Raw genomic sequence first — 24,655 nt, forward strand, 5'->3', positions numbered from 1 at the left:
TGAAAAAATTAGGGTTGTTATAAATTATAAACAACCCTTTTATAATTTAATATGATATATTGGAATTTTTACATTTTAATATGGAATATCTATGAAAATAGATGTAAAGATGGTAAAATACATGGTGAACTTCATTATAATAAAAAACGGGAAAAAGAACAAAATAGTATAAGAGTTATTGTAATTAGGAGGTGATGCAATGAATTGGAACTTTAAAAAGAATGTTAAACTTAGAGGAGTTCAAATTTTAGCGTTAGGATTCTTAGGAGTAATATTAGTAGGGGCATTAATCTTAACTTTGCCTATCTCTACAACTAAAGGAGAAAGTACTAACTTTTTAGATGCGTTATTTACTGCTACATCAGCTGTTTGTGTTACTGGGTTAATAGTAGTAGACACAGGTACGTATTGGAATGCATTTGGACAAACGGTTATAATGATATTAATAGAAATTGGTGGGTTAGGATTTATGTCTTTTACAACATTAATTGCTATTATTTTAGGGAAAAAGATTACCTTAAGGGAAAGATTAATATTACAAGATGCTATGAACACATTTAATATACAGGGATTAGTTAAAATGGTGCGATATGTATTAATATTTACAGTTTCTGTTCAGTTTTTTGGCGCATTATTGTTTTCTACTCAATTTGTTCCAGAATATGGATTAGGAAAAGGAATATTTTATAGTATATTTCATTCTATATCTGCATTCTGTAATGCAGGATTTGATATTCTAGGCAAATTTAATAGTTTAACATCTTATAATTCTAATGCAGTTGTAATACTGGTAGCGTCAGCATTAATTATAATTGGTGGATTAGGATTTACTGTATGGAGTGAATTATATAGCAGTAAAAGTTTAAGAAAGGTTTCTCTTCATTCAAAAATGGTAATATTAATGACTGTAGTGTTAGTAGTAGGTGGAACTTTATTGATGTTTTTATTTGAAAATAATAATATTAACACTATAGCAGATATGTCTTTTATTGATAAGGTTATGAATTCATTTTTTGCATCAGTTACACCAAGAACAGCTGGATTTAATAGTATTCCTACAGATGGTATGACTACAGCTGGAAAGTTTTTAACTATAATTTTAATGTTTATTGGTGGTTCACCAGGATCAACTGCTGGTGGAATAAAGACAACTACTATAGGAATTTTAATTGTAACTATAGTATGTGTAATTCAAGGAAGAGAAGATGCAGAGGTATTTAAAAGAAGATTTAGTAAGGATTTAGTGTATAAAGCATTTACATTAATATTTATTGGATTAAGTTTAGTAATAGTAGTGACTATGTTATTATCTTATACGGAAAAAGGAGTAAGTTTTATAGCATTATTTTACGAAACTGTATCGGCTTTCGGAACTGCAGGATTAACATTAGGTCTAACTTCTGAATTAAGTAATATAGGAAAAGTATTAATAATTTTTATGATGTATTTAGGAAGAGTTGGTCCATTAACTGTAGTATTATCTATAACAAGAAAGAAAAGAAATACAGGTATTAAATATCCAGAAGGAAAAATTTTGATAGGTTAGGGGAATAAGCATGGCAAATAATAAACAGTTTGTAGTTATTGGATTAGGTAGATTTGGAGAATCAGTTGCAAAGACTTTATACTCTTTAGGTCATGATGTTTTAGCAATTGATATGGATGAAGATTCTGTACAAGAAATCTCAGATTCTGTAACTCATGCAGTCCAAATGGATGCAACTGATGAAAGTGCATTAAAAACTTTAGGGTTAAGAAATTTTGATGTTGCTGTAGTTACTATTGGATCTAATATACAAGCAAGTGTAATGATAACTTTATTAGTTAAGGAGTTAGGAGTTAAGTATATAATTGCAAAAGGTCAAAGTGACTTACATGCAAAGGTATTATATAAAATAGGTGCAGATAGAGTTGTATTACCTGAAAAAGATATGGGAGTAAGAGTAGCTCACAATCTAGTTTCAGCTAGTATTTTAGACTTTATTGAATTATCTCCTGATTATAGTATTATGGAGCTAAGGGTACTTAACGAATGGAATGGTAAAACATTAAAAGAGCTTAAATTAAGAAGTAGTTATGGAATTAATATTATGGCAATAAAAAGAGGAGAAGATATAGATATTTCTCCAAAGGCTGAGGATATATTGTCTGAGGACGATATTATAGTTGCTATTGGATCTGCTGATGATTTAAGTAATTTAGAAGATATTTTAATTAGAAAAAAATAAGAGGTGAAAATTTGATAGTCATTGAAAGTAAAGACAACACATTATTTAAATATACAAAGAAGTTAAAGGAGAGAAAGCATAGAACAAAGGAAAATAAATATATTATAGAAGGTTTTAGATTAGTTCAAGAAGCATTTAAAGCAAATTGTAATATAGATTATATAATAGTAAATGAAAGTGGAAAAGAGAAAGTAGAAGATTATCTAAATGAATATATGGATAACATTAAAATATATGAAATGAAAAATGAATTATTTTCTCAATTATCTTCAACGGAAAATACTCAAGGAATAGTTGCAATAGCTAATATAAATAATTCAATAAGTGATATGAATGGAGATTTTTATTTGCTATGTGATAAAGTTCAGGACCCAGGAAATTTAGGAACTATCATTAGAACGGCTCATGCAGCTGGAGTAAATGCAATTATTTTAACAAAAGGTACAGTTGATATATATAATGATAAAACAATTAGATCAACAATGGGATCTATATTTTATATACCAATAATTTATGATAATGATTTAAGTTTATTAAAAAGGTTAAAAGGTGAAGGGTTTAGTTTAGTAGCTACATCTTTAGATGAGTCAAAGAATTTTTTTGATGAAGATTTAAAAGGAAAGGTTATATTATCTGTTGGAAATGAAGGAAATGGTATAAGTAAAGAGATTTTTGAACTTGCAGATAAAAAGGTAAAAATTCCTATGCCTGGTGGAGCAGAATCATTAAATGTAGGTGTTGCAACTTCTATAATATTATTCGAGAAAGTAAGACAAAGTTTATTATAAAATAAATTTAAAATAAGGTATTGAAAAAAATATTGGTTATTTGTATAATAAATTGTAAATAAATATTGAAAGACAGTGAATGAGAAAGTAGATATAGTGGAGTATACAGGGAGAAAAGGCCTTAGACTGGAAGTCTTTTTATATAAAGTTATATTGAAGTTCCCTCAGGAGTCCTAACTGTGAAATTATAGTAGTAGTTAGCGGTTAAAGCCGTTATTTAATTAAGATGGGTATTTTATTATTATATAGAATATCAATTAGGGTGGTAACGCGGATATTCCGTCCCTTTGTGGGGCTGAATATCCTTTTTTTATACCAAATTTCAAAAGGATACTTACATGTTAATGAATGATTGGGAAAGGTTGTTATATTATAATTGGTGTATCTTTAATATCAGATGAAATAGCCCCATTAAAATTAAGAATTAATAAGAAGGGAGAACAAAAATGCAAGAAAAATTATTAGCAATTAAAGAAGCTGCTTTTAATGAAATATCTGCTGCAGAAAACAGTGGAGCATTAGAAGAAATAAGAGTAAAATATCTTGGAAAAAAAGGTGAACTTACTACAATATTAAGAGGAATGGGATCATTAAGTCCAGAAGAAAGACCAGTAGTTGGGAAGCTAGTTAATGAAGCAAAAAGCGAAGTTGAAGAGAAATTAGAGGAAGCTATTAAGAAAATAAAGGAAATAGAAAAAAATGCTAAACTTGCAAGTGAAGTTATAGATATATCTCTTCCTGGTAAAAGAAATGTTATTGGTAAGAGACATCCTTTAGATTTAACACTAGAAAGCATGAAAGAGATATTTATTTCAATGGGATTCACAGTAGAAGATGGTCCTGAGGTTGAATTAGATCATTATAATTTTGAAGCTTTAAATATACCTAAGGATCATCCAGCAAGAAGTGAGCAAGATACTTTCTATATAAATGATAATATAGTTTTAAGAACTCAAACTTCTCCAATTCAAATTAGAACAATGGAAAATCAAGAACCTCCAATAAAGATGATATCTCCAGGTAAGGTTTATAGATCAGATGCTGTAGATGCTACACATTCACCAATATTCTATCAAATGGAAGGATTAGTAATTGACAAGGGAGTTACTTTTGCAGATTTAAAAGGAACATTAGAGTTATTTGCTAAAAAAATGTTTGGGGATAAGGTTGTAACTAAGTTTAGACCACACCACTTCCCATTTACTGAACCTTCAGCTGAAATGGATGCAACTTGCTTCGTTTGTGAAGGAAAAGGTTGTAGAGTATGTAAAGGAAGCGGTTGGATTGAAATATTAGGATGTGGAATGGTTCACCCTAATGTTTTAAGAAATTGTGGAATTGATCCAGAAGTTTATAGCGGATTTGCTTTTGGATTTGGTGTAGATAGAATGGTTATGCTTAAGTATGGTATTGATGATATAAGAGCATTATACGAAAGTGATATGAGATTTTTAAATCAATTTTAATTAGGAGGTAAAGTAAGATGAAAGTACCATATAATTGGCTAAAGGACTACGCTGAAGTAAACGTAGATCCACATACATTAGGAGATAAATTAACTCTTTCAGGATCAGCGCTAGAAGAGGTTATTATACAAGGTGATAATATAAAAAATGTTGTTACTGGTAAAATTACAAAAATAGAAAAGCATCCAGATGCAGATAGATTAAATGTTTGTCAAGTTAATATAGGTCAAGAAGAAGAAATCCAAATAGTTACAGCTGCAACTAATATGAAAGAACAAGATATAGTACCAGTTGCTCTTCATAAGTCTATTTTAGCTGATGGGACTGAAATTAAGAAGGGTAAAATGAGAGGTGTAGTATCTAATGGTATGTTCTGTTCTGAAGAAGAACTTGGAATTGCTGGAGATGAACCAGTACATGGCTTAATGATTTTACCGGCTGATGCTCCATTAGGAATGGATATTAAAGAATACTTAGGATTAAATAAGGCAATATTAGATTTTGAAATAACATCTAATAGACCAGATTGTTTAAGCATGGTAGGAATGGCTAGAGAAACAGCTGCAACTTTAAGAACATCTTACAAGATGCCAAACTTTAATTACGTAACTAAATGCTCTGCTAATATTAATCATGAATTAAAAGTTGAGATTAAAGATGAGTTATGTAGAAGATACATGGCTAAAGGTGTTAAAAATGTTAAGGTTGAGCAATCACCAGGATGGATGCAAGAAAGACTTTTAGAAGCAGGAGTTAGACCTATAAATAATATAGTTGATATAACTAACTTTGTTATGTTAGAACTAGGTCAACCAATGCACGCTTTTGATGCAAGACAAATAGAAAGTAAGACTATAGTTGTTGAAAGAGCTCAAGATGGAGAAAAGTTTACAACTTTAGATGAAATAGAAAGAGAATTAGATTCAAGTATCTTAATGATAAAAGATGGTTCTAAGTCTGTAGCTATAGCTGGAATAATGGGTGGATTAAATTCTGAAATTCAAGATGATACTACAGAAGTAATATTTGAATCTGCAAACTTTGAAGGAACTAATATAAGAGTTAGCTCTAAAAAGTTAAACTTAAGATCAGAAAGTTCTTCAAGATTTGATAAAGATATAGATCCAAATTTAGCTAAACTTGCAATAGATAGAGCTTGTGCATTAATATGTGAATTAGGTTGCGGTGAAGTTATGGAAGGAACTATCGATGTTTATAATTCTATAAAAGAAGAAGGTTCTATAACTGTAAACTCTACATGGATAAATAAATTCTTAGGAACAGATATATCTAAGGAAGAAATGAAGGAAGCTTTAGATTCATTAGATTTAAAAACTGAATTAAATGGTGATGATTTAAATATAACTATTCCAACATTTAGAATAGATATTGCTATAAAGGAAGATATAGCAGAAGAAATTGCTAGAATTTATGGATATGATAAGATTCCTACTACTATATTTAAGGTTTCAACAGAAAGAGAACCAAAATATAAAAATGAATTATTAACTGATAAAGTTATAGAAATAATGGTAGGTAGCGGTGTTAACCAATCTATTAGTTACTCATTTGTATCTCCTAAGGTATTTGATAAAGTTAACATACCAGCAGATAGTGAACTTAGAAATGTTGTTAAAATAAAGAATCCACTAGGAGAAGATTATAGTGTAATGAGAACAACTACATTACCTTCAATGATGGAATCCTTAGGAAGAAATTATTCAAGAAATAACGACTATGTAAGATTATTTGAGATTGGTAGAGTATATTTACCAAATGAAGATGAAAAACAATTACCTACTGAGAAGAATGTTTTAACTATAGGTATTTATGGTGATTGCGATTACTTAGATCTTAAAGGAATAGTTGAAAATATAATTGATGGATTAGGAATAGCTAAGGCTAAATATATTAGAGAAAGTGAAAACCCAAGCTATCATCCAGGAAAAACAGCTGCTCTTATGGTAAGAAATAAGAAAGCTGGAGTATTTGGAGAAGTTCATCCAGATGTAATAGAAAACTATGGAATAGATGTAGATTGCTATGTAGCTGAATTAGATTTAGATGCTTTATTTGAAGCTTCAACTACAGTAAAAACTTATAAACCATTACCAAAGTTCCCAGCTGTAACTAGAGATATTGCCTTACTTTGCGATGATTCTATATTAGTTGCCGAAATAGAAGAAACAATAAGAAAAGCTGGTGGAAACTTAGTAGAAAAGGTTCAGTTATTTGATATATACAAAGGTGCTCAAATACCAGAAGGAAAGAAATCAATAGCTTATGCAATTGCATATAGAGATGAAAAGAAAACTTTAGAAGATAAAGATATATCTAAAGTTCATGATAAAATTCTTAAAGCTTTAGAGCACAAATTAGGAGCTGTTTTAAGATAATTAATATATATTTAGGAAGCTGAAAATATCAGCTTCCTTTTAAATTATTATTAAAGATTTTTTTAATAAATATAATGGTTTATACGAAAGTTTAGATTTTCTTAAACCTATACAACCACAATCTTCTTGTCTATTTATATAGATTGTTTTTGAAAAATATTTTTTTATAAACTCTCTATTTATAAATGCATAGACTCCTTTATAATCAATATTACATCTTTCAATGTGAATTATAGCAGTATCTTTTAAAATTTCACCAATTGAAAATCCAACTAAGGAATTTTCAACATAAACAGCGATAGAATACAAATTTAGATATTTAAGGTTATAGAGTAAGTCAGTTATTTCCTTAGTTTCTATTTGAAGTTCATTACATAGAGAAGCTTTTTTTGAATGCCAGTTTGATAGTAGCTCTAAGCAATCATTTATTTTTTCCTTATTATCAATAGAAGTAATTGTGTAATTATAGGATTTTATAAAAGCATTATAATGATTTTTTTTCTGATGATATTTTTTACCTTCTAAATTTAATAAATCATTGGTTAAATATATATATTCGAATGTATCTCTATTTTCAATGATTTTAAAAGGTAAATTAGTAAATGCTTTTAAATCATAAATAAAACTATCTTCTATATCTCCTAATAAATAGATATTATCATTAGTAGATAAGTCTTTTAATTTAAGAATTAGATTTTGAAGTGTTGAAGTTTTATAGCCTATTGGCATCATAAAAAATGTCCCATAATTAGTTTCTTTTTTTATTATTAAGCAGTTATTTATTATAGAGTATTTAGTTTTACATAAATCTCGCCATAAATATAGAGCAGTAAAGGAGTATTCATAAGATTTATTGTAAAAATTCCTTAAATAACTAGTAAATAAATCTTTATCATTTAGAGTCAAGTCTTTAAAGTTTTCCAATGTATCATCCCCTTATTGTTTAAAAAGAAAAGGTATATATAATAGTTTATTTTTATCTTATAAAGATGTGTAAATATATATTGTAAAAATGTAGGAATTAAATTTTAACTAAAGAATATAATTTTATGAATAAATTTTATTATTTAGAGGGATAAAATAAATGAAATTAAAGAATTTAGTATTAAATTTATCAAAAGATGATATATTAAATCTAATTACTTTACAGGATAAAACAATAATAAAAAAAATAGATTTAGGAAATACAATTAATATTAGTGGAGTGTACAAGTTAGTTGGATTAAATATTGACTTTGATACTTCAATGACAATATCTAGCTTTAAGAATAATATAATTTATATCGATATTAATAGTTTCCAAATTTCTAATAAGAGTTCTTCCAATCCATTAGTTAAAGGTTCTATAGCACTTTTAACTAAATCTATAAATGATATTGAAGGTATGAATTTAAAGAATAAAGTGTTAACAATTGATATTGAAAAGATAGTTCAAGTTTATTGTACTGACACATATGGAATTAAATTAGAAAAATTAGACATTAGTACATTAAATACTAGTAACGGATGTTTTGAATTTAGAATTAATATATTAGATATAAATTTAAGTAATTTAAAAAATATAGATAACTTAAAAAAATAAGATTATAAGAGGCTATATTAATTTATTTGAAAGACTTTAAGTTAAAGTAAAATAAAATAATATAGTCTTTAGTATTATAAAGTTATATTTAATAAAACTTTATAGAAAAATAAAAATATGCTATTATTATCAGTATTAGCATTTACTTAGGAGGTAAGGGTATGGAAAGATACGTTTTAGCTTTAGATCAAGGTACTACAAGTTCAAGAGCAATAATATTTGATAAAGAACAAAATATATATGGAATGGCTCAAAAGGAATTTAATCAAATATATCCTAAAGAGGGGTGGGTTGAACATGATCCAATGGAAATTTGGGCATCGCAATATGGTGTTTTACAAGAGGTTTTAGCTAAAACTAATATAACACCAGAACAGATCGCAGCAATAGGAATAACTAATCAGAGAGAAACTGCAATAGTTTGGGACAAACAAACTGGCGAACCTATATATAATGCTATAGTTTGGCAATGTAGACGAACTGCAGATATTTGTGAAAAATTAAAGAGTGATGGATTTGATAAATATATTAAAGAAAATACAGGATTATTAATAGATGCATATTTTTCAGCAACAAAGGTTAAATGGATATTAGATAATGTAGAGGGTGCTAGAGCAAAAGCAGAAAAAGGTCAATTGCTTTTTGGAACTGTTGATACTTGGCTACTTTGGAAACTTACAAATGGCAGAGTTCATGTAACCGATTATACTAATGCTTCAAGAACTATGCTTTTTAATATTAAGGAGTTAAAATGGGATAAAAAAATATTGGATAAGCTTAATATTCCAATGTCTATGTTACCTGAAGTAAGAAGTTCTTCAGAAATATATGGATATGTTAATTTAGGTGGAGAGGATAATATTAAGGTACCTATAGCTGGAATAGCAGGAGATCAACAAGCGGCTCTTTTTGGTCAAGCAGCTTTTAATAAAGGGGATGCTAAAAATACATATGGAACAGGATGTTTCTTGTTGATGAATACCGGGGAAGAGCTAGTAGAAAGTAAAAATGGCCTTTTAACTACTATAGCAATAGGATTAAATGGTAAGGTAAATTATGCTTTAGAAGGCTCGGTTTTTATGGGAGGTGCCATAATTCAGTGGCTTAGAGATGAGATGGGAATGTTAGCTGATGCCCAGGATTCTGAATATTTCGCTAAAAAGGTAAAAAATAATGGTGGAGTTTATGTAGTTCCAGCATTTGTAGGACTTGGAGCTCCCTATTGGGATATGTATGCAAGAGGATCTATTTTTGGATTAACTAGAGGTTCAAATAAGAATCATATAATTAGGGCAGCTCTTGAGTCTATTGCTTATCAAGTTAGAGATTTAATAAATGCAATGGAAGAGGATGCCGGATTTAAGATTAATACTTTAAAAGTTGATGGTGGAGCTAGTAAAAATAAGTTGTTAATGCAGTTTCAATCAGATATAACTAATATTGAGGTATGTAAGCCTATAATAACAGAAACTACAGCCCTTGGTGCTGCATATTTAGCAGGATTAGCGGTGGGATATTTTAATACTATTGAAGAAATATCAGAAAATTGGTATGGAGGTGAAAATTATAATCCTAATATGGAAGTTGAAGAGAGAGAAAAGTTATATAATGGATGGAAAAAGGCTGTTAGTAGAGCTCAACATTGGGATGAATAATTAGCAAATAATCATAAAAGGATTATAATATAAATAAAATTAATAGAAGTGTAATAGTTTAGGTCAAGACAAAAAACAGAGGATTAAATCTTCTTGTTTTTGTCTTGATTTTTTTTGTTTTATATATTTATAAAAGGGAGTGAATTTTATGTATGATGTGGTGATAATTGGAGCTGGGGTTATAGGTGCATCTATATTTAGAGAGTTAACTAAATATAATTTAAAGATTGCAGTAGTTGAAAAAGAAAATGATGTGGCAATGGGAGCAACTAAAGCAAATTCAGCAATTATACATGCAGGTTATGATCCAAGAGTTGGTAGTTTAATGGCAAAATATAATGTTAAAGGTAATGAAATGTTTGAAAGTCTTTGTAAAGAATTATCTGTTCCTTTTAAGAGAATAGGATCATTAGTTTTAGCTTTTAATAATGAAGAGCTAAATCTTATTAATACCCTCTTCATCAATGGAAAAAATAACGGTGTTAAGAATTTAAAAATATTAAGTAGAGATGAAGTATTATTACTTGAACCTAATATATCTAAAGACATTATAGGCGCTTTATATGCGCCTACATCAGGAATAGTAGGACCATTTGAATATACTATAGCTCTTATGGAAAATGGTTATCAAAATGGTGGAGAAGTAATTTTAGAAAGTGAAGTAGTTTCTATAATTAAGAATAATAATTTTATTATTAAAACTAAGGATGGTAAAGAAATTAAAAGTAGATATGTTGTAAATGCAGCTGGAGTTTATGCGGATAAAATTCATAATATGATATGTAAAGAAAAATTTAAAATTGTTCCTAGAAAGGGCGAATATTTTGTAATGGATAAGAGTCAAGGAACCATAGTAAATCATACAATTTTTCAATGCCCATCAAGATTAGGAAAAGGAATATTAGTAACACCTACAGTACATGGCAATCTTTTAGTTGGTCCAAATGCAGTAGATTTAGAAGATAAGGAATCATTAAGCACTACAAGTGAAGGATTGTCTTATATAAGAAAGGCTTCAATAAAAACTACTAATAAGATTAATTTTAGAGAAAGTATAAGAAATTTTTCAGGCCTTAGAGCTACTTCAGATATAGATGATTTTATAATAGGTGAAGATAGTCAAGTAAGAGGATTTATAGATATAGCAGGAATTAAATCTCCAGGATTATCATCAGCACCTGCAATAGCTGAAGATGTAGTTAAAATACTGTTAAATTCTGGGCTGAAATTAATAAAAAATGATAGTTTTACCGGGGCAAGAACAAATGTTCGTTTTACAGACTTATTATCATCTGAAAAGAATGAGTTAATAAAAAAGCAACCTACTTATGGAAGAATAATATGTAGATGTGAAGAAATTACTGAGGGAGAAATAATAGATGCAATTAAACACTCTTTTGGAAAAATAACATTAGATGGTGTAAAAAGAAGATGTAGACCAGGGATGGGGAGATGTCAAGGGGGATTCTGTGGACCAAGAGTTCAAGAAATTATTGCAAGAGAATTAAATATAAAAATGGAAGAAGTAGTATTAGAAAAAAACAATTCTATTATATTATATGGAAAGACTAAATAGGAGGAAGGACTAAGGGTATGTATGATTTAATAGTAATAGGTGGAGGGCCAGCTGGTTTAGCTGCAGCATATGAAGCTAAGTCAGAGGGAGTTGATAAAATTTTGATAATAGAAAGAGATAAGGAGTTAGGAGGTATTTTAAATCAATGTATTCATAATGGATTTGGTCTTCATACATTTAAAGAAGAGCTTACAGGACCAGAGTATGCTGAAAGGTTTATTGATATGGTTACTGCAACAGATATAGAGGTTAAGCTTGATACAATGGTTTTAGAGGTAGATAAGCGTAAAGTTGTACATGCAGTTAACAGTAAAGATGGGTATATGACATTAGAAGCAAGATCAATAGTTCTCGCAATGGGATGTAGAGAAAGAAGCAGAGGGGCAATATCTATACCTGGAGATAGACCATCAGGAATATTCACAGCGGGAGCAGCTCAGAGGTATATAAATATGGAAGGGTATATGCCAGGTAAAAATGTATTAATATTAGGATCTGGAGATATTGGTCTTATAATGGCTAGAAGAATGACTTTAGAAGGAGCAAGTGTTAAGGGTGTTATTGAAGTAATGCCATATTCTAATGGGTTAAATAGAAATATAGTTCAATGTTTAAATGATTATAATATACCATTATATTTATCTTACACCGTTATAGACATAATAGGAAAAGAAAGATTGGAAAAGGTTATAATAGCAAAAGTTGATAAAGATAGACAACCAATTAAAGGAACTGAAATAGAATTTGATGTAGATACTTTATTATTATCTATTGGGTTGATTCCTGAAAATGAATTATCAAGTAAAGCTGGTATAGAAAAGGATAATAGAACTAATGGATTAGTTGTAAATGAAAGTATGGAAACATCAATAGAAGGAATTTTTGCTTGTGGCAATGTTTTACATGTACATGATTTAGTTGATTTTGTTAGTGAAGAAGCTAAAAGAGCAGGCAAGTCTGTTTCTAAATATTTAATGGGAAAAATGAAGTCAAAAAACTATATAAATATAGTTAATGGAGAAAGTATAAATTATACTGTACCTCAAAAGTTAAATATAAATTCTATAGAAGATAAGCTTATTATATTTATGAGGGTGAATAATATTTATAATAATAAAAAGATTATTGTAAGAACAGGTAAAAATATAGTTGCGGAGTTTAAAAGAAAACATTTAGTTCCTTCTGAAATGGAAAAAATAATTATAAATAAATCTTTTTTAGAAAATATAAAAGGTGACTTGGTAGTTTCTTTAGAGGATGGTGAATAATTTGGAGAGAAAATTAATATGTATATGTTGTCCTATGGGATGTAATTTAACTGTAGATGCTGAAAATAAAAGGGTTTATGGGAATACATGCAAACGTGGAGAAATATATGGATTAAATGAAGTTATTAATCCAGTTAGAGTAATTACCTCTACAGTGAAAATTAAAGATGCGTTCTTACCTGTATTACCAGTTAAAACAAATGGTGCTATTCCCAAGAATTTAAATTTTGAAGTTATGAAAGTAATTAATAGTATTACTGTTATAGCTCCTATTAAGTGTGGAGATATTATTATAAGCAATATCTTGAATACAGGTATAGGTTTAGTTGCAACTAAGAGTATGAATAGATTATAAGTAATTAGAATAATCCCAGCAGATAAAAGGTTAAGGGTTTATTTGTTGGGATATTAAATTCTAAATTTAAAAGTATATGACATATGGTAAATATAGTATATAATATACATAATATGATATAAAAACGAGGAGAAAGTTTAATGCCTAAGTTAATAAAAATACAAAATCCTAAATTTATTGATGATGTTAAAAATATTGTAGATATAAGAGATGAATTTATATATAGTGAAAAAATACAAAATAAACTTATAGAAAACACAGATATTGAAAGTAAGAATGATATAGGTATTACTATAGATTCCTGTATATTTAATAATGTAACTTTTATTGATTGTAATTTTGAAAGAATTGATTTAATAGATACAATATTTAAAAATTGTGATTTGTCTAATGTATCATTTATTGGTGGGAGCATACATAGAACTCAATTTATAAATTGTAAACTAATTGGAACAAGATTTGATGAATGTAACTTAAAAAATACTTTGTTTGAAAATATATTAGGAAAATACTCTAATTTTTCTTTTAGTAAAATAAATAATGTAAACTTTGTGGAATGTAATATGATGGAAGTTGCATTACAAGAAGTTAATCTAGAAAAATGTGTATTTGAAAATTGTAATTTAACTAATGGATTTTTTAGTAAAACATTCCTAGGAAAAATTGATTTTACTACTTGTGATATTACAAATATCGATGTAGATATCCCTAATATATATGGTACTACAGTAACAACAATGCAAGCTTTAGAGTTAAGTAGATTATTAGGATTAAATATAAAATAAACTATTAAAACTATCTATGAAAAATCATAGATATTTTTTTATAATAATATTTTAGTTTAATGGGGAAAATAATACAGATACTGATATGAATTGGATGTGATATATATGAAAATTCTAAAATACATGTTGATTTTTATTCCAATCAGCATAGTAGGAAAATTTATGAACTTTTCCCCAGCAGTTATGTTTATTTTAGCAGCCTTATCAATTGTACCTCTTGCAGGATTAATGGGAGAAGGTACAGAAGAAATATCTTTTTATTCGGGACCTAAAATTGGAGGCTTTTTAAATGCAACCTTCGGAAATGCAACAGAATTAATAATATCATTTTTTGCATTAAAGGAAGGATTATTTGAAGTTGTTAAATCTTCAATAGCTGGATCAATAATAGGAAATATTTTATTAGTATTAGGTGCTAGTATGTTAATGGGAGGTATTAAGCATAAAAGTCAAAAATTTAATAGAAATATAGTAGAAGTAACATCAAGTATGTTACTATTTGCAGTTATAGGATTATCTATACCTGCAGTATTTACTCATACCTTTTCTAGTGATTTGTTAAATACTAAATATGAGGGATTAAGTATAGCAGTAGCAGTTATAATGTTTATACTATACATATTAAGCTTAGTATTTTCTTTCTTTACTCATAAGGAGTTATATGCAGTTAATTACGAAGAAGAAGGAAAGGCAAAATGGTCATTAAAAAAAGCTATAATAATATTAATAATAGTTACTATTTTTATTGCAATTGAAAGTGAATTTTTAGTAGGTGGAGTAGAAGGAATAACTAGTAAATTAGGTTTAAGCGAATCTTTTGTAGGTATTATATTAATTCCGATTATAGGAAATGCAGCAGAACATACTACTGCAATTACAATGGCATTAAAAAATAAGATGGATGTTTCAATTGAAATTGCAATAGGCTCAAGTTTACAAATAATATTATTTGTTGCTCCAGTACTTGTGTTTTTAAGCTTAATGTTTACACCTATGACTATAATATTTAATCAATTTGAATTAATTGCTCTTATTGTTTCAGTTTTAATAGCTAATAAAGTAGCTAGTGATGGTGAATCCAATTGGTTAGAAGGAGCTCAGTTAGTTGCTGTATATTTAATAATTGCAGATGGATTCTTTATAGTATAAAGTTAACATCACATAATAATACTACTAATTAGTACTGTAATTACATAGCATTATATATCTATAAATGAGTAAAATAACTTTGTAATGTGAAATAACATTATAATGTATTTTCTTATAGGAGGAATAATACTATGAGTGAAAAACATAGCTGTTGTTGTTCAAGTCAACAAGAAAAAGAAAAAAAGGCAAATAACTGTGGATGTAAACATAGAAAAGGGAAAAAGGCTCAAAATATAAAAGAAAATTATTAGAAAATAAATGGCTAGTGTATGCTATATACTAGCTATTTATTTTTTATATAAAAAAATTGAATAATTCAAATTAATATATATAATTAATAATAGAAAAATGATATTATATAAATTAAAATGAGATTATATATAAACAAGGTGGATGCAAATGGAAGAATTAAAAAAAGCATTAGATGAAGTATTTAAAGATGAAATAATAAAAGTTGTTATAAGTAATAAGATTAATAAAGAAATTAAATACAATAAGATATCAGTTAATCTAAAGGAAACAAATAAAGGTAGATTTTATCAAATAGAAAAATTTACTGATAAACAGGTTTTTCATGAAAATGTAAATGTAGAAAGTATTAATGAAAAAATATATGAGTGCTTAAATGGAGCTTATAAACAACTTTCAGCATGGTCAGATAATTATACATATGATATGAAAATATCAAAAAAGGGAAAAGTATTTTTAGGTAAAAAGAAAAGCGATAATTCCAAGGTTGTTAAAAAGGGACATAATAAAGAGAAAAATTATATATTAAAAGAAGGTATGATAATTGAGCCTCTTATAGATTTAGGTGTATTTACTAAGGAGGGGAAAGTTGTTAATTCTAAATATGATAAATACAAACAAATAAATAGATTTATTGAAATAATTGATGATGAAATTAAAAAGAATAATTATAAAGAGTTAACAATACTAGACTTTGGATGCGGTAAATCCTATTTAACATTTGTATTATATTATTATTTTGTTAAAATAAAGAATATAAATGTTAAAATGATAGGTTTAGATCTAAAAGAAGATGTAATTAAGAAATGTAATGAAATAGCTCAAAGATATAAATATGAAAACTTACACTTTGAATTAGGGGATATTAATGGATTTAAATATAATAACAAGGTTGATATGGTAATAACATTACATGCATGTGATACAGCAACAGATTATGCACTATATAATGCTGTTAAGTGGAATAGTAAAATGATTTTCTCTGTACCATGTTGTCAGCATGAATTTAATAGTCAAATGAAAGCTGATGAATTATCAATATTAACTAAATACGGTATAGTTCAAGAAAGAGTAGCTGCTTTAATGACTGATAGTGTAAGAGCAAACTTATTAGAATGTGCAGGGTATAAGACTCAACTATTAGAATTTATAGATATTTCACATTCTCCAAAAAACATTTTAATTAGAGCCTCAAAATCAAATATATCAAAGGAAAAAAGAGAAAAATCTCTTAAAGAGGTTAATAATTTAATTGAAACATTTAATTTTAATCCAACGCTATATAGTTTATTAAAAAATGATAATTTAATCTAATTAATGAAAGCAGTAAAGATTTACATTTACTGCTTTTATTTTTAAATATATGTAAGGAGAGTTTTATGAAGGTAGTTAGAAAGAAACCTTTTAATGTTGTTATTTATGGAAGAAGTTTAATGATAATAGCTTTATTAATAATACAGATTGCTATATTAGGGTTTACATTTAGGTGGTTAAGTGAATACTTCCCATATATATATGGTGGATTTACTACACTTACAGTAATTTTAGTTATTTATATTTTAAATAAAAATGAAAATCCATCCTTTAAATTAGCATGGATAGTACCTTTTGTTGTGTCACCTGTTTTTGGGGCGTTATTTTATTTGTTTGTAAAGTTTCAAGTTGAAAGTAAACTTATTAACTATAAATTACTAAAAATTATAGGAGAAACCCAACAATATCTATCACAAGATAAGAAAGTTATTGATGAACTAGAAAAGATGGACATGCAAGTAGCTAATTTAGCTAAATATATGATTAATACAGGTGGATATCCTATTTATAAAAATACAAATATAGAATACTTTTCTTTAGGTGAAGAGAAGTTTAAGGAAATGAAACGACAAATAAAAAAAGCTCAAAAATTTATTTTTATGGAATATTTTATTGTTGAAGAAAGTTATATGTGGAATTCTATTTTAGAACTGCTAGAAGAAAAGGTGAAAGAAGGTGTTGAAGTTAGATTTATGTATGATGGTATGTGCTCATTATCATTATTACCATATGATTATCCTAAGACACTAGAAAAGTTAGGGATAAAGTGTAAAATCTTTTCTCCACTTAGACCAGTTCTTTCAACAGCTCAGAATAATAGAGACCATAGAAAAATACTTGTTATTGATGGAACAGTAGCCTTTAATGGGGGAATAAACTTAGGAGATGAATATATAAACCGTATTGAAAAGTATGGGCACTGGAAAGATACTGCAATAATGTTAACTGGAGATGCAGTAAAAAGTTTCACTTTGATGTTTTTACAAATGTGGAATATTAATGAAAAGAATCATGATGATTTTGAAAAATATATATCTATAGAAAAAGAAGAACAGAATACTATTGGATATGTAATGCCTTATGGTGATAGCCCTTTAGATAATGAAAGTGTTGGGGAAAATGTATATTTAGATATATTAGCTACAGCTAAAAAATATGTTCATATTATGACGCCATATTTAATTATTGATAATGAAATGATGACGGCTTTAACATATGCAGCGAAAAGAGATGTTGATGTAAAATTAATATTACCAGGTATTCCTGATAAAAAAAGCGCATTTATGTTAGCAAGAACATATTATCCTGAACTTATACAAGCTGGTGTTAAGCTATATGAGTACACTCCAGGTTTTGTACATGCTAAGGTATTTTCAAGTGATGATGAAAAAGCTGTAGTAGGAACCATAAATTTAGATTTTAGAAGCTTATATCTTCACTTTGAATGTGCAACCTTCTTTTATAAAAGTAATACTATAAAGTCTGTAGAAAATGATTTTCAAAATACATTATTAAAATGTAAGTTGGTAACTATGGAGGATTATAAGAAATTAAATATTTTTTATAAAATTGGTGGAGGAATTTTAAAATTAATTGCACCATTAATGTAGCAAATAAAAAATAATAATGAAAGAATACAACTCTTTCATTATTATTTTTTTATTTGTCTTAAAAGATAAAATAATTACATAATAATAGAATGTACAAGCATTTTTATAAATATCATAAGGGGGAATGATTACTTTGATTAATAATAATAAAAATAGTATAACATTTATAACAATTACTACTATTTTTACTTTATTAATAATATATTTTTTAATTTCTATATATTTTAATAATCACTTTCTAATAGGAACATATATAAATGGTGTAAATGTATCATTTAAAACAGTAGAAGAAGCTGATAATAAATTATTAAATGAATCATATAATTATGTTTTAGAAATTAGGGAGAGAAAAGATATAATAGAGTATATTAAAGGTGATAAAATTAATTTTAAATATAATGGAACGGATAAAATTGGTGAGTTAAAGAAAAAACAAAATGGCTTTTTATGGCCTAAGTTTTTATTTACTAAAGAGGATTATAATATAAATAATATTTATTCTTATGAAAAAGCTTTACTTGATGAGGAATTTAATGAGTTATCATGTTTTGATAAGGAGAATATTATTGAGCCTTTAGATGCTTGTTTCCATTATAATGGTACTGAATATGAGATAATTGAAGAAGTATATGGAAATAAAGTTAATAAAGATTATTTATATGCTTATATATTGAATTCTGTATTAATAGGAAGAAAAGCTATTGATTTAGAGGATATAAATGCTTATGAATATCCAGACTTTACATCAACCAGTGAAAAAGTTATAGAAGCTCAAAAACAATTAAATACATTTGTAGCAACTACAGTATATTATAATTTTGATGACGAAATAGAAATTTTAGATGGAGGTATTATTAACGAGTGGTTAGAAGTAGATCAATCTATGGATGTTGTACTTAACGAAAAGAAAATTAAAGAATATTTAAATGATCTAAGCGTTAAATATGACACTTATGGAAAAACTCGTACTTTTAAAACTACAACAGGAAGAACAGTTGAAGTAGTGGGGGGGAATTATGGATGGAAGATTGATAAAACCAAAGAGTTTGATGAATTAATCAATAATGTAAAAAATGGTGAAACCGTAAAAAGGAAGCCTTTATATATACAAGAAGCATGGGGAACTAGAGAAAATGATATTGGAAATACTTATGTAGAAATAAATTTAACTAATCAATGTTTATGGTTTTATAAAAATGGAGAGTTAATTGTACAAGGAGATATTGTAACTGGGAATGTAAGTCGGGGAAATGCAACTCCACAGGGCACTTATGTATTAAACTATAAGCAAAAAAATGCAACATTAAAGGGTCAAGGATATAGTTCTGATGTTAAGTATTGGATGCCGTTCAATTGTAATATTGGTATACATGATGCAAGTTGGAGAGGAGCTTTTGGAGGTTCTATTTACAAGTCTGATGGGAGCCATGGATGTGTAAATGCACCTGAGTATTTGGCTAAAAAAATATATGAAAATATAGAACCAGGAACTCCTATTGTTTGTTACAAGGAGAAATAGAAATAAAAATATAAATATGATAGATAATATAGTAACTTTCATAGTGCACAGAAAAGATAAGATCAAATAGAGAAAATAAGAAGGATTATATTTTGATTTGTTTTAATATAATCCTTCTTATTATTTTAGTAATAATTTATTAGTATACATAATAAAATATATTAAGTTTAAATTATAAAATTAAAATCTCAATTAAAGGGGTGAAAATTTATGGTAAATAGAACAGAGACCATAATTTTAAAATTATCAAGAAATGATGAAAGAAAGATTAGAGATAAAGCTATAATAAATAATAAAAGCATAACTGAATATATAAAGCAAATATGTATATATGATCCCTGGATTGAAAACTATGAGGAATAAGGGAATATGGACTTTGTAAGTGGCAGTATATTACATAAGTTATTTATTATTTTTTATATTCTTATTATAGTTTATGGATTTTATTCTGATATTAAAGAGAAAAATAAAATTGAAAAAAGAATAAAAGAAAAAATAGATGATCAATACAAAACAGAGATATTATTAGAAATAGATGAAGATGAAAAGTATATGTTGAGAAATTTAGCCTGTGATTATGGATATGATTCAATAGAAGAATTTATAGTCAAGATATTGAATCAAGAAATAAATAAAGAATGAATTATCTAATAATAATTATTATCTATTGATAGTGTTGTAATATTGTAGTATATTAAAAGTAATAAAACACACTACATATATTTGTTTGTAGGTTTAAGCTTAATTTACTAAATTAGTGATTTAGAATTTTACTTAGTATAAATATATAATATTGGAGGGCTACACATGTTAAACATAGGATGTCACCTATCTACTACAAAAGGATTCAAAAATATGGGGAAGGAAGCTTTATCTATTGGAGCTAATACTTTTCAATTTTTTACTCGAAATCCTAGAGGTGGAAAAGCTAAAGATATAGATGAAAAAGATATTAATGAGCTTTTAGAAATAATGAAAAAAAATAATTTTGCTAAGATATTAGCACATGCTCCATATACTTTAAATGGATGTTCAGCAGATGAAAATACAAGAAAATTTGCTACTGAAATGATGGCTGATGATTTAGTTAGAATGGAGTATTTACCTAATAACTTATATAATTTTCATCCAGGAAGCCATGTTAAACAAGGGGTTGATGTAGGAATAGACTATATTGTAGAAATGTTAAATACAGTATTAAAGCCTGAGCAAACAACTACTGTTTTACTTGAAACAATGGCTGGAAAGGGAACTGAAATAGGTAGAACATTTGAAGAAATTGCAGAAATTATAAATAGAGTTGAGTTAAAAGACCATTTAGGTGTATGTTTAGATACATGCCATGTTTATGATGCTGGATATGATATAGTTAATGATTTAGATAATGTTCTAGAAGAATTTGATAAAATAATAGGATTGAATAGATTAAAAGCTATTCATTTAAATGATAGTAAAAATCCTTTTAAGAGTCATAAAGATAGACATGAGAAGATAGGTGAAGGAAGTTTAGGGCTTGAGGGAATAAGCAGAATAATAAATCATCCAAAGCTTAGACATTTACCATTTTTCTTGGAAACGCCTAATGAATTAGAGGGATATAAAAATGAAATAGAGTTATTAAAAGAACAGTATAAATAATAATGTAAGTGAAAGTATTCTTATAGCTACCAAGCTAGGGAAATACTTTCATTTTTTTTGTAAAAAAATAATTAATTATAATATAAACTTATAAAAAAGACTAAAATAATAATATAAATATAATAAAAGTTAAAAATTTAGAGGTGATTTTTTATGAATGAAAATAACGGTAAGGAAAGTAAAGCAATTGAGGTATTATTTCAAAAATTAATAAATGATAACTATAAGCAAAAGGAATATAGAGATATTTATGTAATTGATATACTTCCTAGAAAGGTATCAAATATAGGAAAATATAGTGATTTTGAAAATATTATCTTAAAAAATAATAGTTATAATATTTTAAATAAATTTATTTTATCAATGAGTAAGTTATATCTTTATGATAGTCACATTTTTAAATTAGTACATGAAGAGGGTGATAGTTTATCTTTTGAACCATATAATAACGATTTAAATAGATTTATAGATGATGTAATTTATAATTTATCTGTTCCTGAGAAGAGGATGGATATTATATTTAATGAGCTAAAAATAGGAGTAGAGATAAATTCATGGTGCATTAAAATTATGGATTTTGGTTGTATAGATTTAAGATTTGTTATGGATATGTTTAAATCTGAAGGACTTTTTATAAGAAGACCTTTAATATAAATTGGGAAAAAGTTATAAATGATTTAATAATTAACTTAATTATATTATAATTAAAGTAACATATATTGGTATAAGTTACAAGGGTTATGAGGATGAAAAATAAATAGTGAGGGGTGAGTTAATGCCTTATAAAATTTTAGGTAGTGATATTAATAGGGTTGATGCTGTTGCAAAAGTAACTGGTAAAGCTAAATATACAGATGATTTTATAGAAAGAGATATGCTTGTAGGAAAAGTACTTAGAAGTCCTTATGCTCATGCTTATATTAAAAATATAGATATAGAAGAGGCATCAAAGTTAGAAGGGGTATATGCAATAATTACATCTAAGGATTTACCACAAATAAAATTTGCAACGGCAGGACATCCCTATTCATTAGACCCTACTCATAGAGACGTAGAGGATAGATTAATATTGGCAGATAAAGCTAGATTAGTAGGAGATCCAATTGCAGCAGTAGTGGCTAAAGATGAAATAATAGCTAAAAAAGCATTGAAGTTAATAAAAGTTGATTATGAAGTTTTACCTGCTGTATTTGATTCCCAAGAAGCAGCTAAAGATGATGCACCTAAAATTCATGAAGATAGAAAAAATAACATACTTGCCTCTTCTGTTATAGATATAGGCAATATTGAAAATGAATTTAAAAATTCAGATTTTATATTTGAAGGTGAATATGAAACTAGTATAGTCCAACACTGTCAGCTAGAAAATCAAACAGCATATGCTTATGTTGATAGTGATAATAGAATAGTTATAGTAACATCAACTCAAATACCGCATATAGTTAGGAGAATAGTTGGCCAGGCATTAAATATACCGTGGGGGCGTATTAGAGTTATTAAACCATATGTTGGTGGTGGCTTTGGAAATAAACAGGATGTAATAATAGAACCGCTAACTGCAGCTATGACTTTAGCGGTAAATGGAAGGCCTGTTAGATTTTCCTTAAGTAGAGAAGAAGTATTTATTGATACAAGAACTAGACATGCTATGAAGTTTAATATTAAAAGTGCAGTTTCAAAAGAAGGCAAATTATTAGGGATTTATATGAAGAATATCGTTAATAACGGTGCTTATGCTTCTCATGGGCATTCAATTGCAATGAGTGCAGCAAGTAAATTTAGACCTTTATATGATTTTAAATCTATAAGAGTAGAACCAAAAACTGTGTATACAAATTTACCAACTGCAGGTGCTATGAGAGGTTATGGAATACCACAAGTTTGTTTTGCCTTAGAATCCCATATTGATGATATAGCAACAAAGTTAAATATAGATCCAATAAAATTTAGAAAAGATAATTTTATATCACTTGGTCATATTGATCCTTTAAATGAAATTAAGGTAAGATCCTTTGAATTAGATAAATGTATTGAAAAGGGAAAAGAATTAATAAGATGGGATGAAAAAAAGAAAGAATATAAAAAACAGGTATCAAACAAAAAAAGGGGACTAGGATTAGCTTGTTTTAGTTATTTTTCAGGTACTCATCCTGTATCTTTAGAATTAGCAGGTGCAAGAATTGTAATGAATCAAGATGGATCTGTTCAATTACAAGTTGGAGCAACAGAAATAGGACAAGGTAGTGATACTGTATTTTGTCAAATGGTAGCTGAGGTTTTAGGAATAAATATGGAGGATGTTCATATTATTACAACTCAAGATACTGATATTACTCCATTTGATACAGGTGCATATGCTTCAAGGCAGAGTTTTGTTACAGGTGCAGCAGTAAAAAAAGCAGCACAAGAAGTAAAATATAAAGTTCTTTCTATTGCCAGTAAAAAATATGGCTTAAATATTGAGGAATTAGATATTGAAGATGGAAATATAATTGAGAAAAAAATAGGCGATGTACTATGTTCATTAGGGGATATAGCATTATATTCTTATTACGATAGAATAAATGCGCAACCAATAACAAGTGATACATCTGAAAATGTAAGAATTAATGCAGTAGCATATGGTGTAACTTTTGCAGAGGTTGAAGTTGATATTGAAACAGGAAAAATTGAAGTTTTAGAAATATATAATATACATGATTCAGGAAAAATATTAAATCATAAGCTTGCAGAAGGACAAGTCCAAGGTGGAGTAAGTATGGGGCTTGGATATGCATTATCAGAACAATTGTTGTTTGATAAAAAATCAGGTAAGCCATTAAATAATAACTTATTAGATTATAAACTTCAAACAATATTAGATACTCCTACTATTGGTGTAGATTTTGTAGAAGAATCAGATCCAGCAGGTAGTTTTGGACAGAAATCTTTAGGTGAAAATCCTACTATTTCTCCTGCTCCAGCAATAAGAAATGCGGTATTAGATGCAACTGGGGTAGCATTTAATAAAATACCTATGAGTCCCCAAAGTGTTTTTGAAAAATTCAAAGAAGTTGGATTGATTTAAGGGGGCGCTA

General features: G+C 27.5%; 21 protein-coding genes and 1 other annotated feature. Of the genes, 20 read left to right on the forward strand and 1 reads right to left on the reverse strand.

Annotation, left to right across the window (positions count from 1 at the left end; translation table 11 throughout):
- Positions 1-199 precede the first annotated feature (199 nt).
- From Q0G30_RS00495 to pheT, 5 genes are all read left to right on the forward strand, one after another.
- Positions 200-1,546, forward strand: a complete 1,347-nt coding sequence (locus Q0G30_RS00495; RefSeq protein WP_294385098.1) for a TrkH family potassium uptake protein — start codon at positions 200-202, stop codon at positions 1,544-1,546.
- 10 nt (positions 1,547-1,556) lie between these two features.
- A complete protein-coding gene (locus Q0G30_RS00500) occupies positions 1,557-2,228 on the forward strand; it encodes a TrkA family potassium uptake protein (RefSeq protein ID WP_294385099.1) in 672 nt (223 codons plus the stop codon).
- Between the two features lie 11 nt (positions 2,229-2,239).
- Positions 2,240-3,016, forward strand: coding sequence for an RNA methyltransferase (locus tag Q0G30_RS00505; RefSeq protein WP_294385100.1), 777 nt, complete (start codon positions 2,240-2,242; stop codon positions 3,014-3,016).
- Between the two features lie 66 nt (positions 3,017-3,082).
- Positions 3,083-3,306, forward strand: a binding site (T-box leader).
- A gap of 156 nt (positions 3,307-3,462) precedes the next feature.
- A complete protein-coding gene (gene pheS, locus Q0G30_RS00510) occupies positions 3,463-4,482 on the forward strand; it encodes a phenylalanine--tRNA ligase subunit alpha (RefSeq protein WP_294385102.1) in 1,020 nt (339 codons plus the stop codon).
- 17 nt (positions 4,483-4,499) lie between these two features.
- Positions 4,500-6,878, forward strand: coding sequence for a phenylalanine--tRNA ligase subunit beta (gene pheT / locus Q0G30_RS00515; RefSeq protein ID WP_294385107.1), 2,379 nt, complete (start codon positions 4,500-4,502; stop codon positions 6,876-6,878).
- A 39-nt stretch (positions 6,879-6,917) separates the two neighbouring features.
- On the opposite strand, the gene Q0G30_RS00520 is transcribed toward pheT, so the two are convergent.
- Positions 6,918-7,802, reverse strand: coding sequence for a phosphatidylglycerol lysyltransferase domain-containing protein (locus Q0G30_RS00520; RefSeq protein ID WP_294385109.1), 885 nt, complete (start codon positions 7,800-7,802; stop codon positions 6,918-6,920).
- Positions 7,803-7,962: 160 nt separating this feature from the next.
- On the opposite strand from Q0G30_RS00520, the gene Q0G30_RS00525 reads away from it, so the two are divergent.
- The 15 genes from Q0G30_RS00525 to xdhA all read left to right on the forward strand — a co-directional run bounded on the left by Q0G30_RS00525 (position 7,963) and on the right by xdhA (position 24,645).
- A complete protein-coding gene (locus tag Q0G30_RS00525; RefSeq protein WP_294385111.1) occupies positions 7,963-8,460 on the forward strand; it encodes a hypothetical protein in 498 nt (165 codons plus the stop codon).
- 161 nt (positions 8,461-8,621) lie between these two features.
- Positions 8,622-10,115: a glycerol kinase GlpK gene (glpK, locus tag Q0G30_RS00530; protein ID WP_294385113.1), complete on the forward strand. Its 1,494-nt coding sequence runs from the start codon at positions 8,622-8,624 to the stop codon at positions 10,113-10,115.
- 148 nt (positions 10,116-10,263) lie between these two features.
- A complete protein-coding gene (locus Q0G30_RS00535) occupies positions 10,264-11,691 on the forward strand; it encodes an NAD(P)/FAD-dependent oxidoreductase (RefSeq protein ID WP_294385117.1) in 1,428 nt (475 codons plus the stop codon).
- A gap of 17 nt (positions 11,692-11,708) precedes the next feature.
- A complete protein-coding gene (locus tag Q0G30_RS00540; protein ID WP_294385120.1) occupies positions 11,709-12,959 on the forward strand; it encodes an FAD-dependent oxidoreductase in 1,251 nt (416 codons plus the stop codon).
- A gap of 1 nt (position 12,960) precedes the next feature.
- Complete coding sequence (locus Q0G30_RS00545; protein ID WP_294385122.1) at positions 12,961-13,314, forward strand: DUF1667 domain-containing protein; 354 nt, start codon at positions 12,961-12,963, stop codon at positions 13,312-13,314.
- 140 nt (positions 13,315-13,454) lie between these two features.
- Positions 13,455-14,099: a pentapeptide repeat-containing protein gene (locus tag Q0G30_RS00550; protein ID WP_294385124.1), complete on the forward strand. Its 645-nt coding sequence runs from the start codon at positions 13,455-13,457 to the stop codon at positions 14,097-14,099.
- A gap of 105 nt (positions 14,100-14,204) precedes the next feature.
- Positions 14,205-15,248 (forward strand): calcium/proton exchanger, encoded by a 1,044-nt coding sequence (gene cax, locus Q0G30_RS00555; protein ID WP_294385127.1) that lies wholly within the window; start codon positions 14,205-14,207, stop codon positions 15,246-15,248.
- A 399-nt stretch (positions 15,249-15,647) separates the two neighbouring features.
- Positions 15,648-16,811 (forward strand): SAM-dependent methyltransferase, encoded by a 1,164-nt coding sequence (locus Q0G30_RS00560; protein ID WP_294385130.1) that lies wholly within the window; start codon positions 15,648-15,650, stop codon positions 16,809-16,811.
- Between the two features lie 65 nt (positions 16,812-16,876).
- The gene (gene cls / locus Q0G30_RS00565; RefSeq protein WP_294385133.1) at positions 16,877-18,421 is read left to right on the forward strand and encodes a cardiolipin synthase; all 1,545 of its coding nucleotides are present in this window, start codon (positions 16,877-16,879) and stop codon (positions 18,419-18,421) included.
- Between the two features lie 133 nt (positions 18,422-18,554).
- On the forward strand, positions 18,555-19,940 hold the full coding sequence (locus tag Q0G30_RS00570; protein ID WP_294385135.1) for a peptidoglycan binding domain-containing protein: 1,386 nt from the start codon (positions 18,555-18,557) through the stop codon (positions 19,938-19,940).
- 210 nt (positions 19,941-20,150) lie between these two features.
- Positions 20,151-20,303 (forward strand): hypothetical protein, encoded by a 153-nt coding sequence (locus tag Q0G30_RS00575; RefSeq protein WP_294385138.1) that lies wholly within the window; start codon positions 20,151-20,153, stop codon positions 20,301-20,303.
- A gap of 6 nt (positions 20,304-20,309) precedes the next feature.
- Positions 20,310-20,582, forward strand: coding sequence for a hypothetical protein (locus Q0G30_RS00580; RefSeq protein ID WP_294385141.1), 273 nt, complete (start codon positions 20,310-20,312; stop codon positions 20,580-20,582).
- Positions 20,583-20,747: 165 nt separating this feature from the next.
- A complete protein-coding gene (locus Q0G30_RS00585) occupies positions 20,748-21,578 on the forward strand; it encodes a deoxyribonuclease IV (RefSeq protein ID WP_294385144.1) in 831 nt (276 codons plus the stop codon).
- 153 nt (positions 21,579-21,731) lie between these two features.
- Positions 21,732-22,232, forward strand: coding sequence for a hypothetical protein (locus Q0G30_RS00590; protein ID WP_294385147.1), 501 nt, complete (start codon positions 21,732-21,734; stop codon positions 22,230-22,232).
- 121 nt (positions 22,233-22,353) lie between these two features.
- The gene (gene xdhA, locus Q0G30_RS00595; protein ID WP_294385148.1) at positions 22,354-24,645 is read left to right on the forward strand and encodes a xanthine dehydrogenase molybdenum-binding subunit XdhA; all 2,292 of its coding nucleotides are present in this window, start codon (positions 22,354-22,356) and stop codon (positions 24,643-24,645) included.
- Positions 24,646-24,655 lie beyond the last annotated feature (10 nt).

Source organism: uncultured Clostridium sp., assembly GCF_934754925.1.
Lineage (GTDB): Bacteria > Bacillota > Clostridia > Clostridiales > Clostridiaceae > Clostridium.

Excerpts from the sequence above, each read along its gene's own strand:
- Q0G30_RS00585 (WP_294385144.1), top strand. The coding sequence starts at position 20,748 with ATGTTAAACATAGGATGTCACCTATCTACTACAAAAGGATTCAAAAAT.
- pheS (WP_294385102.1), top strand. The coding sequence starts at position 3,463 with ATGCAAGAAAAATTATTAGCAATTAAAGAAGCTGCTTTTAATGAAATA.
- cls (WP_294385133.1), top strand. The coding sequence starts at position 16,877 with ATGAAGGTAGTTAGAAAGAAACCTTTTAATGTTGTTATTTATGGAAGA.
- Q0G30_RS00580 (WP_294385141.1), top strand. The coding sequence starts at position 20,310 with ATGGACTTTGTAAGTGGCAGTATATTACATAAGTTATTTATTATTTTT.
- xdhA (WP_294385148.1), top strand. The coding sequence starts at position 22,354 with ATGCCTTATAAAATTTTAGGTAGTGATATTAATAGGGTTGATGCTGTT.
- Q0G30_RS00575 (WP_294385138.1), top strand. The coding sequence starts at position 20,151 with ATGGTAAATAGAACAGAGACCATAATTTTAAAATTATCAAGAAATGAT.
- cax (WP_294385127.1), top strand. The coding sequence starts at position 14,205 with ATGAAAATTCTAAAATACATGTTGATTTTTATTCCAATCAGCATAGTA.
- Q0G30_RS00590 (WP_294385147.1), top strand. The coding sequence starts at position 21,732 with ATGAATGAAAATAACGGTAAGGAAAGTAAAGCAATTGAGGTATTATTT.
- Q0G30_RS00540 (WP_294385120.1), top strand. The coding sequence starts at position 11,709 with ATGTATGATTTAATAGTAATAGGTGGAGGGCCAGCTGGTTTAGCTGCA.
- Q0G30_RS00495 (WP_294385098.1), top strand. The coding sequence starts at position 200 with ATGAATTGGAACTTTAAAAAGAATGTTAAACTTAGAGGAGTTCAAATT.
- Q0G30_RS00550 (WP_294385124.1), top strand. The coding sequence starts at position 13,455 with ATGCCTAAGTTAATAAAAATACAAAATCCTAAATTTATTGATGATGTT.
- glpK (WP_294385113.1), top strand. The coding sequence starts at position 8,622 with ATGGAAAGATACGTTTTAGCTTTAGATCAAGGTACTACAAGTTCAAGA.
- Q0G30_RS00525 (WP_294385111.1), top strand. The coding sequence starts at position 7,963 with ATGAAATTAAAGAATTTAGTATTAAATTTATCAAAAGATGATATATTA.
- Q0G30_RS00560 (WP_294385130.1), top strand. The coding sequence starts at position 15,648 with ATGGAAGAATTAAAAAAAGCATTAGATGAAGTATTTAAAGATGAAATA.
- Q0G30_RS00535 (WP_294385117.1), top strand. The coding sequence starts at position 10,264 with ATGTATGATGTGGTGATAATTGGAGCTGGGGTTATAGGTGCATCTATA.
- Q0G30_RS00500 (WP_294385099.1), top strand. The coding sequence starts at position 1,557 with ATGGCAAATAATAAACAGTTTGTAGTTATTGGATTAGGTAGATTTGGA.
- pheT (WP_294385107.1), top strand. The coding sequence starts at position 4,500 with ATGAAAGTACCATATAATTGGCTAAAGGACTACGCTGAAGTAAACGTA.